The following is a 16032-nucleotide window of genomic DNA, read 5'->3' as shown; positions in this document are numbered from 1 at the left end:
TGGTATACGAAATGAAAAACGGACTAATTTTTCCCACGGGAAAATTAATACATTAATAAGAATGAGGAGTAGAATAATGGCTAAAAGATCGGTTTATTGTGGTTTAATTTCTGACCAATGGTTGGATAAGAAAGTAACGTTAAAAGGATGGGTGCAAAAGCGCCGCGACTTAGGTGGATTGATTTTTATTGATTTGCGCGACCGTGAAGGTGTGGTTCAAGTTGTCTTTAATCCTGAAGAATCAAAAGCAGCTTGGGAAGTAGCAGACCAATGCCGAAGTGAATATGTAGTAGAAATTACCGGAACAGTTATCCGTCGGGACGAAAATTCGGTCAATCCGAAAATGACAACAGGCGACTTCGAAGTCAAAGGTGAAGAAATCATCATCTTGAACGAAGCAAAAACACCGCCATTTTCAATCGAAGATGAACAAAATATTAGTGATGAAGTTCGTTTGAAATATCGTTATATGGATTTGCGTCGTCCTAAAATGACTCAAAATATTATGTTGCGTCATCGCTTAACACAATCAGTACGTAATTTCTTAGATACCAATGATTTCTTAGATATCGAAACACCGTATCTTGCGAAATCAACGCCAGAAGGAGCCCGTGACTATTTAGTACCATCTCGTGTGCACCCTGGACATTTTTACGCATTGCCTCAATCACCACAAATTTTGAAACAATTGTTAATGACTGCTGGCTTTGATCGTTATTACCAAATTGTTCGTTGCTTCCGTGACGAAGATTTACGTGGAGATCGTCAACCAGAATTTACGCAAATTGATATCGAAACCAGCTTCTTAACTGCTGAAGAGATTCAAGAGTACACTGAAAATATGATTGCTCAAGTAATGAAAGACTTGCTGAATGTTGAGGTAACACTACCATTCCCACGTATTACTTGGGATGAAGCAATGGAACGTTATGGTTCTGATAAACCTGATACTCGCTTTGACATGGAGTTAATCGATGTGACTGAAATTGCAGCAGCGACTGATTTCAAAGTATTCCGTATGGCAACTGACAATGGCGGAGTAGTAAAAGCGTTGAACGCAAAAGGCGCAGCTGATAAGTATTCACGTAAAGAATTAGATCGCTTAGGTCAATTTGTCGGCCAATTTGGGGCTAAAGGTTTGGCTTGGATTAAGGTTGATGAAAACGGCGAATTAACAGGCCCGATCGCTAAATTCATGGGCGGCGTTGCTGATGAACTGAAAACAGCGATGAAAGCTGAAGCAGGCGATGTATTGATGTTTGCTGCTGATCAATTCTTAACTGCAGTAACAGCTTTAGGTGCTGTTCGTTCTAAAGTAGGTAAGGAACTAGGCATGATCGATGAAAGCAAGTTTAATTATTTATGGGTTGTAAATTGGCCACAGTTTGAATACGATCAAGAACTAGGTCGTTACGTTTCCGCTCACCATCCATTCACTATGCCGAATGATGAAGATATTCCTAACTTGAAGGATCATCCGGAAAAAGTTTATGCACAAGCTTATGATATTGTATTGAATGGTTACGAGTTAGGTGGAGGATCACTACGTATTCATACTCGCGAGTTACAGGAACAAGTCTTTGAAACATTAGGCTTCACTCGCGAATCTGCTAACGAACAATTTGGTTTCTTGCTGGAATCATTGGATTATGGCTTCCCGCCAATTGGAGGAATCGCTTTAGGATTAGACCGTTTCGCAATGTTGTTGGCAGGCGAAGACAATATCCGTGAAGTCATTGCCTTTCCGAAAAACGGGAAAGCAGCTGATCCAATGTCAGATGCACCAAGTACCGTTTCACCATTGCAGCTTTATGAGTTGAGCATTAACACAACAAATGTAGAAGACTAAGAATATTCTAAGATAAGCACGCTCTTTTTGAGGGTGCTTTCTTTTTATACTGAAAGCTCGTATAATGTGAATGAATTTGTGGAAAAGAGGCCTGTAAATAAAATGAAAAAAAAGATAGAGGGTTGGCCGTATCATGATTTTGCCACCCGCTTGTCTGTTGCTGTCGTCTATGCTTTCTTAGCTTCTATTGCGGTGAATTTCTTCTATCAGCCGGGGAATATTTACTCTAGCGGGATAACCGGATTTGCCCAAATACTGACAACGTTGTCTCATCAGCTGATCGGACAAACGGTCCCGGTGTCGATTACGCTGTTCGTGTTGAATCTGCCATTATTTGTTTTGGCTTGGTTTAAAATTGGTCATAAATTCACGATATTTACTTTTGTGACAGTTTTTCTGACTTCCTTTTTTATGCATATCATTCCTGAAACTCAGCTGACAGATGATCCAATTATCTGCGCTATCTTTGGCGGAGCCATTATGGGTGTGGGCATTGGTTTTGCGCTAAAAAACGGCTTGTCTTCAGGTGGTCTGGATATATTGAGTATCACCATTCGTAAAAAGACCGGGCGTTCGGTAGGTTCTATTTCGATCATTTTCAATATAATGATTATGCTGGTTGCTGGGATTTTATTTGGTTGGCAATATATGTTTTACTCTGCATTGTCGATTTTCATGAGTGGCAAGCTGACGGATGCTTTGTATACGAAACAGCGGAAAATGCAGGTAATGATTGTTACCAAGTGTCCCGATAAAGTGATTAATGGTATCCAAGATAGTATGCGAAGAGGGATTACTATCATTAATGAAGCAGAAGGGGCTTATAAGCACGACAAACAAACCGTGCTGTTTACAGTCGTAACACGGTTTGAACTGCCTCAATTAGAAACCATTATGAAAGAAACTGATCCAGGCGCATTTGTCAGCATCTCTGAGAATGTCCGAATTATGGGTCGATTTTATGAAGAATCTTTAGACTAAGCGAGGCAGCTGCCTCGCTTTTTTAGTATCCGAAGCTGTTCTTAGTAAACAAAAGTACCTTGGCAAACTTGTTGGATGGTATCCAACAGATCCTCTGTATTATTCGAGCCGATCGAGTAGTTAGCAGCTGCTTGAACGGGTTTGCTGGCATTAGCCATAGCATAACTATATTTTACGTTTTCCAGCATTTCCAGATCATTGCCACTGTCGCCGAAAGCCATCATTTCTTCAGGTTTAATCTGCCAAAGTTCACCTAAACGTTGCAAGCCGCTAAATTTATGAACACCAGGAATAATTAAATCGATGTCCTCGTGCCCGCTAGTGACCGGGATAAGCCAAGGGGCCAGTTTTTCTTTTAAAGCTTCCAGCGCAACTGGCATATTATCTGGTGAATGAGAAAGCGCAAATTTGAAAAGCGCATCGTTTTCTTGAGTAACCATTTGCAGATTTGTCAGCTTCTTTATTTGAGGATAATAAAAGCTGGCATATTCAAAGCCTTTATCGGAAATGGAATCCGCGATATACGCACTGTTTTTACCACAGATAATCAGTGCAGAAGGATTTGTTTGTTCTATCGATTCCAGTATCGCTGGTATTGCCGAGGGGTCTAACTCTGCATTATAAAAAGCTGTTTCGCCTAGAACAATATTGGCACCATTCTCGGAGACAAAGGCAATATCTTGATAATTGTCTGGAAAAAAACTACGCAACTGGAAATATTGATTACCGCTGGCAACAACGAAATGAATGTTTTGCTGTTGCATCTGCTTTAATAACTGCTCAAAGCGAGATTTATTATAAGTTTTTTGATCATTCAAAAATGTTCCGTCCATATCAACTGCTATTAGCTTAATCATATATGTATGACCACCTTTCATGTACCATTGTACCTGCTGGGACGGGTTCCAAGTCAAGAGAAAGTACAAGTTTATTTTTACTGCTTTTTGTGCTATTGTTCGGGTAGATTGCTTACGCATCAGCTGCAGCATTTTTTATAGCAAATAAAATTTAGAAAATGTTTATTTTCCAAGATAGCTCTTGCACTTTAAATGAATAGAACGTATAGTTTAATTTGATTCTAAAGTAAAGTTGGAAACTAAAAATGAAGAAAAGACTGAGAAATAGTCGTTATATAACTGGGTTTGATGGACTTCGAGCTTTGGCAGTAATCGGAGTCATTTTATATCATTTGCTGCCTTCTCAAATGCGTGGCGGATTCTTAGGGGTGCCAGTGTTTTTTGTTGTATCTGGATATTTAATCACTGACTTACTGGTCCAAGAATGGAAGCAAAATGGCAAAATCAAATTAGGAAAATTTTATATACGAAGGATGAAGCGGCTTTATCCAGCATTGGTAACGATGCTAATTGCTTCTTCGGCGTATATCACATTATTTCAGCGGAATTTATTGAATAATTTGCGTGGGAATGTAGTCAGCAGTTTATTGTATGTCAACAACTGGTGGCAAATTGAACACGGGCTGTCCTATTTTGATCGTTTTGCTGGTGAATCGCCCTTCACCCATATTTGGTCATTAGCGGTAGAGACGCAAAATTACTTGATTTGGCCAATTGTTTTTATCCTGTTAATGCGACTGGTAAAAAATCGCGGAAAGATATTCATCACTATATCGATAGCTGCATTGATTTCAGCTATCTGGATGGCGATCTTGTTCACTCCCGGTCAAGATCCTACGCGGGTTTATTACGGAACAGATACACGTTTGTTTTCGATCTTGATGGGATCAGGTTTGGCCTTTATATGGCCTAGTACTCGATTAAAAGCCAAAATACCGAAGCAGGCCAAAAAAGTTTTGAATAGTATCGGACTAATTTCGTTACTGTTGTTAATTGCTGCCTTCCTATTTTTAAATGACGGAACAACTTTTCTTTATTACGGTGGCATGTTCCTAATCAGCTTACTTTGTGTTTTACTGGTAGCAATTACGGCTCATCCGGGTGCCAGCTTAAATAAATGGCTAACCAATCCGGTATTTACCTGGCTGGGGAAACGCAGCTATGGTATTTATCTTTACCAATTTCCGGTGATGATTTTCTACGAAGCAAAGTTTAATGTAGCGGATCATTTAGTAATACACACAATCATCGAGATTGTATTGATCTTACTAATTACCGAGATTTCTTACCGTTATGTAGAAAAACCACTACGCTTTTTCAATTATCGCGGACTTTTTTCAAAAGTTGGAACATGGCTGAAAGCACCTTTAAAGAGCAGACAGAAAATTACGTTTCTATCCGTGTCTTTAGTTACAGTGATTGCATTAGTTGGTTTAGTATTAGCACCTACTAACCAAGTGGATGCCAACCAGCAGGCACTGCAAAAGCAAATCGAAGCCAATCAAAAGGAAGCACAGAACCCTCAAGCTTCCTCGCAAACAGAAACGAGTGCCAGCAGCGATGATGGACCGGATTTAGCTGAGAAGTACGGGTTAACGAATCGTCAAATTACCAAGGCAAAAAATATGCCGGTTACAGCATTTGGTGATTCTGTACTGTTAGCGGGTGCTAGCGGCTTAAAAGAAATCTTTCCTAAAATGATGATTGATGGTGAAATTGGCCGTCAAGTTGATGAAAGTCCGCCCCTGCTGCAAGAATTAAAGGATAAGAAGAAACTAGAAGATACTGTTTTGCTGAGCTTAGGAACAAATGGAACATTTACAAATGATGAATTTGATCAAATGATGAAGGTCATCGGAACGAAGCGGCGAGTTTTTGTAGTAAATGTACATGTGCCAACTCAACGCTGGCAAAACGAAGTGAATGATAAGCTTAATGCGATGGTTGAAAAGTACGATAATCTTACATTGATCGACTGGTACAATTACAGTAACGCTCAGCCAGGCTGGTTTTACGATGATCAAGTCCATCCTAATTCTGAAGGCATCATTCCTTATTGTTCATTGATTTCTCAAGAATTGTTAAAAGGACAATAGTAAAAGCGTTTTGTGACTTCTGGTCACAAAACGCTTTTTTTTCGATATTCTTTTAAGTAACGATCCTTTTGCACTCTTGGCAGGCGTTTAAAGGCAGCTTCAGCTTTCATCGCCGCACTTCTAGAATCAAATTGTTCCGCATGAATCATCGTGACAGGCCGCCGTTTGGCTGGATGGGTGTACTTGGCCCCTTTTCCAGAGTTGTGCTCAGACAAACGCCTGGTAAGATCAACCGTGTATCCACCATAATAGGAACGATCATGACAGGACAGTACATAAAAATAATGATTATCCGCGACCATACAGCATCTCCTTTACAGGCTGAGTATAATTCCCTTGTTCGTCATAAGTGATGAGCGGTGGCAAGAAGCGCAGGCCTTCGTTTTTACCATACTTGATTCCTTCGATGAGGAGAATGTTTGCTTCTTTACCTTCTTTGGGATATACGAATTGGATGCGCTTAGGAGCAATCTTATGGGCCCGCAAGCAATCAATTATATCTAAAAAACGATCTGGGCGATGTACCAGCGCGAAGTGACCATTCATTTTTAACAGCCGAGAAGATACCGCAATTACGTCTTCTAACGTAGCATGGATCTCGTGACGGGCAGCAGCAAGATAGGGATTAGGATTTTTTTTGCTCGTCGGAAGCTCTTTAAAATAAGGAGGATTACAAACGACCAGATCCACGGAGTCCGGTTTAAACTTGGTAAAGGTCTCTTTTAAATCCAAGGTATGCATCGTCATTTGCTGCTCTAAGTGATTGAGTTGAATGCTGCGTTGCCCCATATCAGCTAAACGTGGCTGTAGCTCAATTTGATCAATGGCAGCCTGCGTTTTTTTGCTGATAAAAAGACCTACAGCGCCATTTCCCGCACAAAGGTCAACGATCCTTCCCCGTTTTGGGACTCTTGGGAAATTGGCTAACAAAACAGCATCTAAAGAAAAAGAGAAGACTTCAGAGCTTTGAATGATCTGAATATCTTCAGCATATAGCTGATCAATTCGTTCCCCATTGTTTAACATTTGCTTATGCCCCCTTAAAAAATTCGTGCGCATGTATTATACTACGTTTAGTTATGTTAGAAAACCGAAAGGAAAAAATTATGTTCTTTAAATTTGTTCGCGGCATTGTGCGCATACTAGTAGCAATTATTAACGGGAATGCTCATTATCAAAATCAGGAAGCCTTACCTAAAGATGAAAACTATATTTTGGTGGCACCTCACCGAACTTGGTTGGACCCAGTTTACATGGCCTTAGGAGCCTCACCCAAACAATTTTGTTTTATGGCCAAAGAAGAGCTGTTCAAGAATCCTATCCTGCGTTTTATCTTGGTTCACATGAATGCTTTTCCGGTCAATCGAGACAAACCAGGTCCCAGTGTAGTAAAAAAACCGGTAAAACTGTTGAAGGATTCTGATAAGAGTTTAATCATGTTCCCAAGCGGGACACGCCATTCTACGGAACTGAAAGGTGGTATGGCCTTAATTTCTCGTTTAGCCAAAGTTAAAATAGTTCCTTGTGTTTATCAAGGACCGCTTAAGTTATCTGATCTATTTAAGCGTAAACCAGTCTATGTTCGTTTTGGTGAAGCCATTGATGTCAGTGACATCAAAAAATTAGATAAAGAAGGCCTCGCAGCGATTGAAGTCCGAGTACAGCAGGCTTTTGATACGTTGGATCATGAGATCAATCCAGAATACAAATATGTACCAAATGAAAAAGAATAAGTGCTGATCAAGCATACCGATTGAACTTCTCAATTGGTATGCTTTTTTCATGATTAAAGAAGTGGAAGAAAGACATTCGTCCACACCCAGCTTAATGGCATTACTAGAACCATCGAGGGAATCATATCAGCTGTCGGAAACATTTTGACACGTATCATGCGAAAAGAGGTGGCTACAATTAATAACCCGCCGCATGAACGAAAATCTAAAATCATTTCCGGAGTAGTTAAGGGCAAGATGATACCAGCAAATAAGAACAACGAAAAAAAGATGACAAATTGCGGCAAAGCAACCAGTGAGACAACATAGCCTAAGTTACAGGCAAAGATTGCTGCAGTAAAAAAATCAAGAATAGATTTGGCAATTAAGATGGTGTGCTCACCAGTCATACCTGCATCTAGGCTGCCGTAAATGCCGGTACCGCTAGCACAAAACAGAACAATAATCGTCACTAGTCCGCGAACAAATTCATCGTGAGGAACGGATAAATGCTCTTGCGGAAACAATTTGTTAACTGGACGCTGCATCAAATCAGCAGCACTTTCAATCTTCTTCTCTAAGTGTAGAAACATTCCGAGAGAAGTACCTAATATCACGGACAAAATAACCGCTGGAAGATTTGCGGTTTGTGTAATAGCAGGAATCCCCATCGCTAAGGCACAAAGTCCGAAAATCAATTGAATTTCTTCTTTGAAACGCTCCGATAATAGATGGCCTAAAAATCCTCCGGCTAAACCTCCTACTATGATTGATGTTGAATTTATTAATATTCCAATCGGCATAACTTTCCTTCTTTCTTTAAAAAATATGACTAGATTTATCCTATCTTATTTGCAAAGAAAATGGTAGTCTCGATTAAAATTTTAGAAAAAATCCGAAGAAGTAAACTAAATTTATTAGGAGCTACTTTGCCGTCAGCAGCAGAAAAATTCAAAGACTCATGTTATACTAATAAGAAGGACTTTTTTAGAAAAAGGTGATTTTGTGAGATTTTTACATACAGCCGACTGGCATATTGGCAAAAAACTGCATGGTTATGATTTGCTGGAGGATCAAGCGTTTATCCTTAAACAGATTTTAACCGTTGCTAAAGCTGAGAAAGTAGATGCGATTGTAATTGCCGGCGATCTATATGATCGTTCAGTTCCTTCAGAAGACGGAGTTCGTCTACTGAATCAGACAATTGCTGCTATGAATCTAACAGAAGGGATTCCTTTGCTGGCGATTTCAGGCAATCATGATAGCGCAACCCGTCTGGCTACTGGGGCGCCATGGTTCGCACATTCTAACTTTCATCTGCACACGCGCTTAGATCAAGCATTTACACCAGTCATTATGCAAGATACCGCATTTTTCTTGTTGCCGTATTTTGAACCTGTTGATGCACGTATTTACTTTGATAATCCTGATATTCGGACTATTCACGATGCTATGCCGCTGGTTATTGATAAAATGAAAGAGAACTTCGATTCTCAACTTAAACAAGTACTAATAAGCCATTTTTTTGTTTCCGGCAGCAGTCGTTCGGATTCTGAGACAAAGGTAGAGGTTGGCGGATTAGACGGAATAAATGGTTCTTTACTGGAAGATTTTGATTATGTTGCTTTGGGCCATTTGCACAATAAAAATGCCTTGAATCTAGCAAACGCTCGCTACAGTGGTTCACCATTAAAATATTCTCTTTCGGAAAAAGAGCAAAAAAAAGGCGTCTGGATCGTAGAGACTGAAGAAAAATTAAATCTGCAATTTATAGAACTAACTCCTTTAAGAGAATTACAAGAACTGCAAGGAACTTTTGCTCATTTTTTAGACCCGGAGATTTATCAGCAGCTTAATCGAGAAAACTACTATTCGTTATTGTTAGAGGACCGCAGCATTATTCCCAACATGATGAACCAGCTGCGGAAGGTTTATCCACGAGTCCTTCAAGTCGAGCGGCTCTATGGACGTGAGAATAGCCAACAGCTGTCTGTTAAGAAACTTAAAGAGCAAACGCCAATTGAACTAACGGAGGAATTTTTCACCACAATTGTCCAGTCAGCACCTACCTCGAGACAGCAAAAGTGGATCGAACAAACTCTTCATCAATTGATGAAAAAAGGAGGCGCTGCTGATGCTTCCTAAAAAAATTGTCATGGAAAATTTTGGTCCTTTTGTTCATGAAGAAGTTGATTTTACCTACTTTCTGGAAACACCGCTATTTTTAATCAGCGGTAAAACCGGAGCTGGAAAAACGACTATTTTTGATGCAATTACTTTTGCCTTGTTTGGAGATGCATCAGGTGGCGTAAGAAACGCCAGCGAAATTCGTTCAACTTTTGCTGAACCTACTGAAGAAACCAGGGTTAAGTTCTATTTCGAACATCAAGGTCGCCAATTTGTAATTGAACGTTCTCCAAAACAAGTTGTCAGGAAAAAAAGCGGTAAAGGTGAGACGACGAAGAATCAAAAAGTTCAGCTAGTCGTTTTGGACAATGAAGGCAGGGAAGTGGAAGCCTATCAAAAAGTCGAACCGGTAAGTGACATGATTTATAGTATGCTGCATTTAAATAAAGATCAATTTCGACAAATTGCGATGCTGCCTCAAGGCGAATTTCGCACCTTTCTAGTAGCCAACAGCTCAGAAAAGGAAGCTGTCTTACGAAGTTTGTTTGGAACGACTATTTACCGCACCTTCACTGAGGAATTGAAAGCTCAGAAGCAGGAGCTGGAAAAAGATGTTAGCGAAGTTATGGTGAGAATCGATCAATTGTTTCAACAGGTGGTAACGGAAAAAGGCGATACTTACCAGGAGTCGCTGAATACAGCCAAAAACTATCTAATGGCAGAAAAACAATCAGTACAAGAAATGCACGTAACGGTAACTGCTAAAAAAGTAGAATACAAAAAGCAGCAAGAATTGCTGGCAGAAGCTGAACAGCTAGCAATAAAATTTCAGCAGCTTAGCGAGGCAGAAAAAGCGGTACATCTGTTCCAACAGCAGGAAGCTGAAATGTTGAAAAAACGCGAAGCGGCAGATAAGGGGAAGAAAATTCAACAGTTGCTGCCGATATATACGCGTCTGCAAGAAATAAACCAGAGTGCCCAACACTTAAAACAGCAAATAACTGGTACTCATGAAGCGTTAGAAATACTTGCTGATAAACAAAAAGAAGCCCAGCAGCAAGGGACAGCCTTGGAAGCTGATAGGCCTTTATGGGAAGCAAAAGAAAGACAATACCAAGAGTTGAAAACTGCCTTACCTTTTGTGATTCAAAAAGAAGAGCTGGAAGCACAGAAACAGCAGCAATTACTAGTACAAAAAGAAGTTAAGCAGGAATGTGAACGGATTAGTGCCGCAATCAAAGCGATCGAAGAGCAAACGTCCAAGCTGAAAATGCAGCAGGAAGCTGAAACCTTCTGGCAGGATCGTCGTTATCAAGAAATCCAGTTCACTCAACAGATTGGTCAGCTGCTGCAAGAGCAAAGGCAATTGAATCAGCAAGAAGAACAGGTAGAGGACCAGCAAATTCAACTAGCTGTACTTACTGACAAAATCAGCCAAATCAGTAAGGAACTAACGAATCAAAACGCAAAACTTAAGAAGCAAAAAAGCCGTTGGGCAAGTTTGGAAATTGCTCGCTTGAGTCAAGAGTTGCTTCCTGATGAGCCGTGTCCAGTATGTGGTTCTTTAGAGCATCCAAATCCAGCGGGTCACGAAACGATTTCCAGCTCAGAGCTAAAGCAGTTGCAAATCCTATTAGAAGAATCCGAGGAAGCAGTAAAGCAGTTACACGTTCAAAAAGAAACTGCCGAAAATGAGCTGCGAATAAATTCCAATAAACATGAAGTGGCGCAAGAAGAATACAAACAGGAAGTTGTTGAGTTTCAAAAGAAGAGTGAAGTATTTACTAAGCAGGTGGAAACCTACTACAACGAACAAACAGATACGCAGCTAGAAAACCTCCAAGACTATTTAAACGAGAAGGAAAATACGACTGCTCAAGAACTCGCAATAATCACTTCTGCTAAAGAGGAAAGCGCGCGTTTAGAAACAGTTCAACGACAACTGCAGACCGATTATGAGAAGATGGCAGAGCGCCTGCGAGAAGTTGACAATCATCTTCAATTGCTCTCTGGACGACTTCAGACTGCAACAGAACAGGCGCAGGAATGGCAAGTAATAGCATTAAAAACAGAAATTAATACTCTTGAATCGGATATCGCAAAAAGGCAAGAACTGATAGAAGAGCACAAAAAAGAAGAGCAGCGTATCTATACTGAGAAAATCCGTTTATCAGAAAGCTTGAACCAGCTAGCTAATCAAGAAAATTTATTGCTAGAGGAACACCGACAAAAAGATACAGATTTTGCTGAGGCGCTGATCGAGACGAATCTTGAACTAGCAGCTATTGAGGAACAGTACAAAGCTCCGAAAGATTTTAGTGAATTGGAAGAAGAGATTAAGGCTTTTGACAATGAATGGTTATTGGCTCAAGATCGATTACAGCAGCTAAAACGTGCAGTGGCTGAAAAGACTTGTCCTGAATTGGAGCCGATCAGAGAACAGACCATCAAATTGGAAGCAATCGTTCATGAAGCACAAGAGGTCTTTTACCAAAAAGATTTGCAGCTTAAACAATTGGAACAAGTTCTTCAGCAGATTGAAGACCTTCATCAAAAAAGTAGTCAACAACTGAATGAATTAACCGAATTAACCGAGCTTTACCGCACGATGAACGGGGACAATCCTGCTAAAATAAGTTTAGAGCGTTTTGTACTGCAGTGGTACCTCAATGAAGTACTGCAAGCAGCAAACCTGCAGCTAACCTTACTGACAAATGGGCGATATCAATTTGAATTGAATCAGCAAACTGGACGTTCTAAGGGAAATACTGGTTTAGAAATCAATATTTATGATGACAATACCGGGGCCAGCCGCAGTGCCCACACCTTGTCAGGCGGTGAGAGCTTTATTGCTGCTTTAGCTTTGGCTTTAGGCTTAGCTGAGGTCATCCAAAATCAATCTGGGGGGATTGCCATGGAAACTTTGTTTATTGATGAAGGTTTTGGTTCATTGGATGAAGAAGCATTGGAGATGGCTGTAAGTGCATTAGAAGGAATTGAAAGTCAGGGTCGTATGATTGGCATCATTAGTCACGTTAGGGAATTAAAAGAACGAATTCCACAGCAAGTAATAGTACAAACAAGCGGGACTGGTCAAAGTACGATTCGTTATCAACTAGAAGGATGGGAGAGACACTAATGAGATGGAGTATTCCAGAAAAGGTTATTGAACGTGGAAGAACATATTTAAAAGAAGGCCGTGTGCTTTCGGTCTCTGCGGATCCAGCTCGACGAGTGTGGCATGGTGAAGTTTTAGGTAGTGAGCTGTATTTAGTCGATTTAGATGGCAGCGGAAAAGAGAATGATTTGTGTGAATGCCCTTATTGGGAAGAGCATGGTTACTGTAAACACACGGTAGCAGTAGAATTGTATTTAAGGGATCAAGGGCTTTCGAGAGTGATCAAGCCAGAGACGGTTTTACCTAAACCAAAAGAGAGCTCGATTTCATTTGCTGATTTGTTAAATCAAGGATTTGCTCGTTTAGAAAAAGATGCACTGCCTATTCAGCCATTATTTGTTGAATTTATTGTAGAGCCCATTCCTACCAATCCTTATCACCCAGAACTAGATGTATTAGCGGTGTCATTACGTTTAGGAAGTCGGGCCAGCAAACGCAGCTATATTGTTAAAAATCTGTATGATTTTCTACACGCGTATCAAACAGACTCTGTTTATACTATTAATAAACAATATCGCTTCCAGATTGAAGCAGGCGCTTTCGATCCAAAATGTCGGGATATTATTGAGGATTTGGTAGGAGTCAGCGAAACCTATCAATTGTTAGGAAAAGCGGGGCTTCAAGTAAAAGGCAAACTAGATAAGCGCTATTTGTTATTGCCGGTACATCGAATTCAAGAGTTGTTTACAAATATGGAGCAGACAGGAAATCTGACAGTAAACATCAATGGAAAAGGCTATCATCAGCTTACGGAAGGTTTAGAGCTGCCTTTGACGTTCAGGTTGACGAAACAGGAGGATGCATTTACTTTTACGATTGAAGATGACTTTACTGCGTATTTCAGCAATTATTTTTTAGGATTTGTTGACAATGCGTACTATATTCTCACTCATGAACAGCAGGAAACCTATATCACATTGAAGCAGCTGCTGAAACGTTTGAAGGAGCCAGTGATTATATTCCAGCAAAATCAGCTGTCGCCGTTATTTAGCGAAGTATTTCCCTTCCTTAGAAAAATTGGCCGCGTAATAGTTGCCGATGAAGTATCAGCTATAATAAAAAGTGATCCACTGAAATCGGTGGTCATTTTCCGTAAAATCAAAGGAAGTATTCGGGTAGAAGTGGAGTTTCATTATGGCAACACTCACTTTACGACGAATGAAGCTCATCAGCCGGTTCTGCCAGACAACGTAGAAATTTTACGGGATCGTAAAAAGGAACAGCAGCTATTGAAGCTGTTTGAAAAATTTCATTATCAACCGATTGAAACCGGATTTGAAAAAACTATTCCGACACAAGATGGGCTCTATCATTTTTTCAAGGTAGAAGTTAATGCGTTCCGGTTATTAGCCGAAGTCAAAATGGGTAAAAAATTGCGACAACTGTTTTTGGACGGTCAGGAGTTTCAGCCGACTTTAGAAGTCGACCAAAGAGGTTCTTGGTTAGATATTCGTTTTGATGTTACAGGGATAGATGATTCAGAGATTGATAATGTATTGTCCAGTCTTTTACGCAAAGATAAATTCTATACCTTGGATAATGGTGAAATTCTTTCCTTCGATTCTGACGCTTTTAGAGAAACTAGTGAGGTTATTGGACAATTACGGGAACGTTTGAATGCTGAAAATGGTGTGATCCGTTTACCGAAAAGCCAAGGGATCTTACTGGAAGAACGATTAAAAAATAATCCACAGACACAATTTAGCGACGGGTTCCAGAAAATGGTACAAGATTTAACCCATCCAGAGGATTATCCAGCACCGCTGCCAGACAATCTGCAGGCAACCTTACGACCTTATCAGGAAATTGGCTATCGTTGGCTGAAGATGCTAAGTGACTACGGTTTTGGCGGGATATTAGCTGATGAAATGGGGCTTGGGAAAACCGTGCAGGTCATCACTTTTCTTTTAGCTGAAAAACAACAGAAGCCGATTAAAGTGGTTATCGTGACCCCAGCCAGCCTGGTTTACAACTGGCAAGCGGAAATGAAGAAGTTTGCGCCAGACTTGAATACAGTAGTAGTTTCAGGTAACCGTCTTGAACGAGAAGTACAGTTAAGTGAGGAATTAGAAATTGTCATCACTTCTTATGCTAGTTTGCGGCAAGACATTGATCTTCACATGAAGCAAAATTATCAGTACATGATTCTAGATGAAGCGCAAATGGTGAAGAATTCAGCGACGAAAACGTCACATGCGTTACGACAATTGGATATTCCTAATCGCTTTGCTCTAAGTGGTACACCAATTGAAAACAACCTAGAAGAGCTGTGGTCCTTATTCCAAACAGTCATGCCCGGCTTCTTCCCAGGCATTGGTCGTTTCCGTCAGATGGAGATATCAGAAATTGCTCGAATGATTAAACCGTTTGTCTTACGTCGTGATAAAAATACGGTGCTGCAAGATCTGCCTGAACGTATTGAGTCAAATATTCTAAGCAGTTTGATGGAGGAACAAAAGACCGTTTACTTGGCCTACTTAAAACGTATGCGCCAAGAAGTTGATCAAATGGATTCAGCTACCTTCAGAAAACAACGAGTAACCATATTAGCTGGATTAACCCGTTTGCGGCAAATTTGTGATGATCCTCGTTTATTTATGGAAGATTATCAGGGTGGGTCAGGAAAACTTGAACAAGTGAAAGACTTGATTCAAGCGGCTAAAGAAAATGGCCGGCGCGTGCTGCTCTTCTCTCAGTTCACCGGTATGCTGTCAATTTTGGAAAAGGAACTAGGAGAAAATGGTATTTCTAGTTTCTATTTAAGAGGAAGTACAAAGGTCAAAGATCGACTGACAATGGTTGATGCCTTTAACGAAGGCGAAAAAGACATCTTCCTGATTTCATTAAAAGCAGGAGGTACTGGTCTGAATCTTACTGGTGCAGACACAGTCATCCTCTACGACTTATGGTGGAATCCGGCAGTTGAAGAACAGGCAGCTGGCCGCGCACATCGGATTGGTCAGAAAAAGGTTGTAGAAGTTTGGCGCATGATTGCGGAAGGAACAATTGAAGAACGAATGAATGAGTTGCAGCAGGAAAAACGCGAGTTATTCCAAAAAGTAATTCAAGGTAATGAAGAACAAGTCAATAAACTAACAGAAGAAGATATCCGGATGATTTTAAGTATCGGAGAGTAAAGAGAGCCGTTGAAAATCATTTTAAACATAAAAGTGCTCAAATGATATTAACAGTGTTCTGCTAAATATCATTTGGGTATTTTTATGGTTGCCTT

At 40.3% G+C, this 16032-nt stretch carries 11 protein-coding genes; 7 read left to right on the top strand and 4 right to left on the bottom strand.

Going from position 1 to position 16032, the window contains the following annotated elements; translation table 11 throughout:
- The first annotated feature begins 76 nt into the window (after positions 1-76).
- The gene (aspS, locus tag JZO70_RS19415; RefSeq protein ID WP_207675342.1) at positions 77-1849 is read left to right on the top strand and encodes an aspartate--tRNA ligase; all 1773 of its coding nucleotides are present in this window, start codon (positions 77-79) and stop codon (positions 1847-1849) included.
- Positions 1850-1951: 102 nt separating this feature from the next.
- Positions 1952-2830: a YitT family protein gene (locus JZO70_RS19410; protein WP_207675341.1), complete on the top strand. Its 879-nt coding sequence runs from the start codon at positions 1952-1954 to the stop codon at positions 2828-2830.
- Positions 2831-2871: 41 nt separating this feature from the next.
- Here JZO70_RS19410 and JZO70_RS19405 read toward each other — a convergent pair whose 3' ends face one another.
- A complete protein-coding gene (locus JZO70_RS19405) occupies positions 2872-3708 on the bottom strand; it encodes a Cof-type HAD-IIB family hydrolase (protein WP_242704029.1) in 837 nt (278 codons plus the stop codon).
- A 224-nt stretch (positions 3709-3932) separates the two neighbouring features.
- Between JZO70_RS19405 and JZO70_RS19400 the strand changes: the two genes are divergently transcribed.
- Entirely contained in the window at positions 3933-5783 is a 1851-nt protein-coding gene (locus tag JZO70_RS19400; protein WP_207675340.1) for an acyltransferase family protein, read from the top strand.
- Between the two features lie 23 nt (positions 5784-5806).
- Here JZO70_RS19400 and JZO70_RS19395 read toward each other — a convergent pair whose 3' ends face one another.
- Entirely contained in the window at positions 5807-6085 is a 279-nt protein-coding gene (locus JZO70_RS19395) for a GIY-YIG nuclease family protein (protein WP_207675339.1), read from the bottom strand.
- The gene (locus JZO70_RS19390; RefSeq protein ID WP_207675338.1) at positions 6072-6809 is read right to left on the bottom strand and encodes a tRNA1(Val) (adenine(37)-N6)-methyltransferase; all 738 of its coding nucleotides are present in this window, start codon (positions 6807-6809) and stop codon (positions 6072-6074) included. The genes JZO70_RS19395 and JZO70_RS19390 overlap by 14 nt, the downstream gene beginning before the upstream one ends.
- An 80-nt stretch (positions 6810-6889) precedes the next feature.
- Between JZO70_RS19390 and JZO70_RS19385 the strand changes: the two genes are divergently transcribed.
- Positions 6890-7516 carry a lysophospholipid acyltransferase family protein gene (locus tag JZO70_RS19385; RefSeq protein ID WP_207675337.1) on the top strand — a complete coding sequence of 209 codons (627 nt, stop codon included), beginning with the start codon at positions 6890-6892 and terminating at the stop codon, positions 7514-7516.
- Positions 7517-7569: 53 nt separating this feature from the next.
- Here JZO70_RS19385 and JZO70_RS19380 read toward each other — a convergent pair whose 3' ends face one another.
- Complete coding sequence (locus JZO70_RS19380; RefSeq protein ID WP_207675336.1) at positions 7570-8298, bottom strand: DUF554 domain-containing protein; 729 nt, start codon at positions 8296-8298, stop codon at positions 7570-7572.
- Positions 8299-8500: 202 nt separating this feature from the next.
- Here JZO70_RS19380 and JZO70_RS19375 point away from each other — a divergent pair, with 202 nt between their 5' ends.
- Genes JZO70_RS19375 through JZO70_RS19365 form a run of 3 tightly spaced genes read left to right on the top strand, consistent with a single transcriptional unit; the run spans position 8501 to position 15937 of the window.
- Positions 8501-9640, top strand: a complete 1140-nt coding sequence (locus JZO70_RS19375; protein ID WP_207675335.1) for an exonuclease SbcCD subunit D C-terminal domain-containing protein — start codon at positions 8501-8503, stop codon at positions 9638-9640.
- Positions 9630-12761 carry an AAA family ATPase gene (locus tag JZO70_RS19370; RefSeq protein ID WP_207675334.1) on the top strand — a complete coding sequence of 1044 codons (3132 nt, stop codon included), beginning with the start codon at positions 9630-9632 and terminating at the stop codon, positions 12759-12761. The genes JZO70_RS19375 and JZO70_RS19370 overlap by 11 nt, the downstream gene beginning before the upstream one ends.
- Positions 12761-15937 (top strand): DEAD/DEAH box helicase, encoded by a 3177-nt coding sequence (locus tag JZO70_RS19365; RefSeq protein WP_207675333.1) that lies wholly within the window; start codon positions 12761-12763, stop codon positions 15935-15937. Before JZO70_RS19370 ends, JZO70_RS19365 begins: the two co-directional genes overlap by 1 nt.
- Positions 15938-16032: the final 95 nt, after the last annotated feature.

The organism is Candidatus Enterococcus moelleringii (assembly GCF_017377575.1).
Classification (GTDB): Bacteria; Bacillota; Bacilli; order Lactobacillales; family Enterococcaceae; genus Enterococcus_A; species Enterococcus_A moelleringii.
Note: the sequence above shows the minus strand (reverse complement) of the source record. Positions and strands in the feature narration are given on the sequence as shown.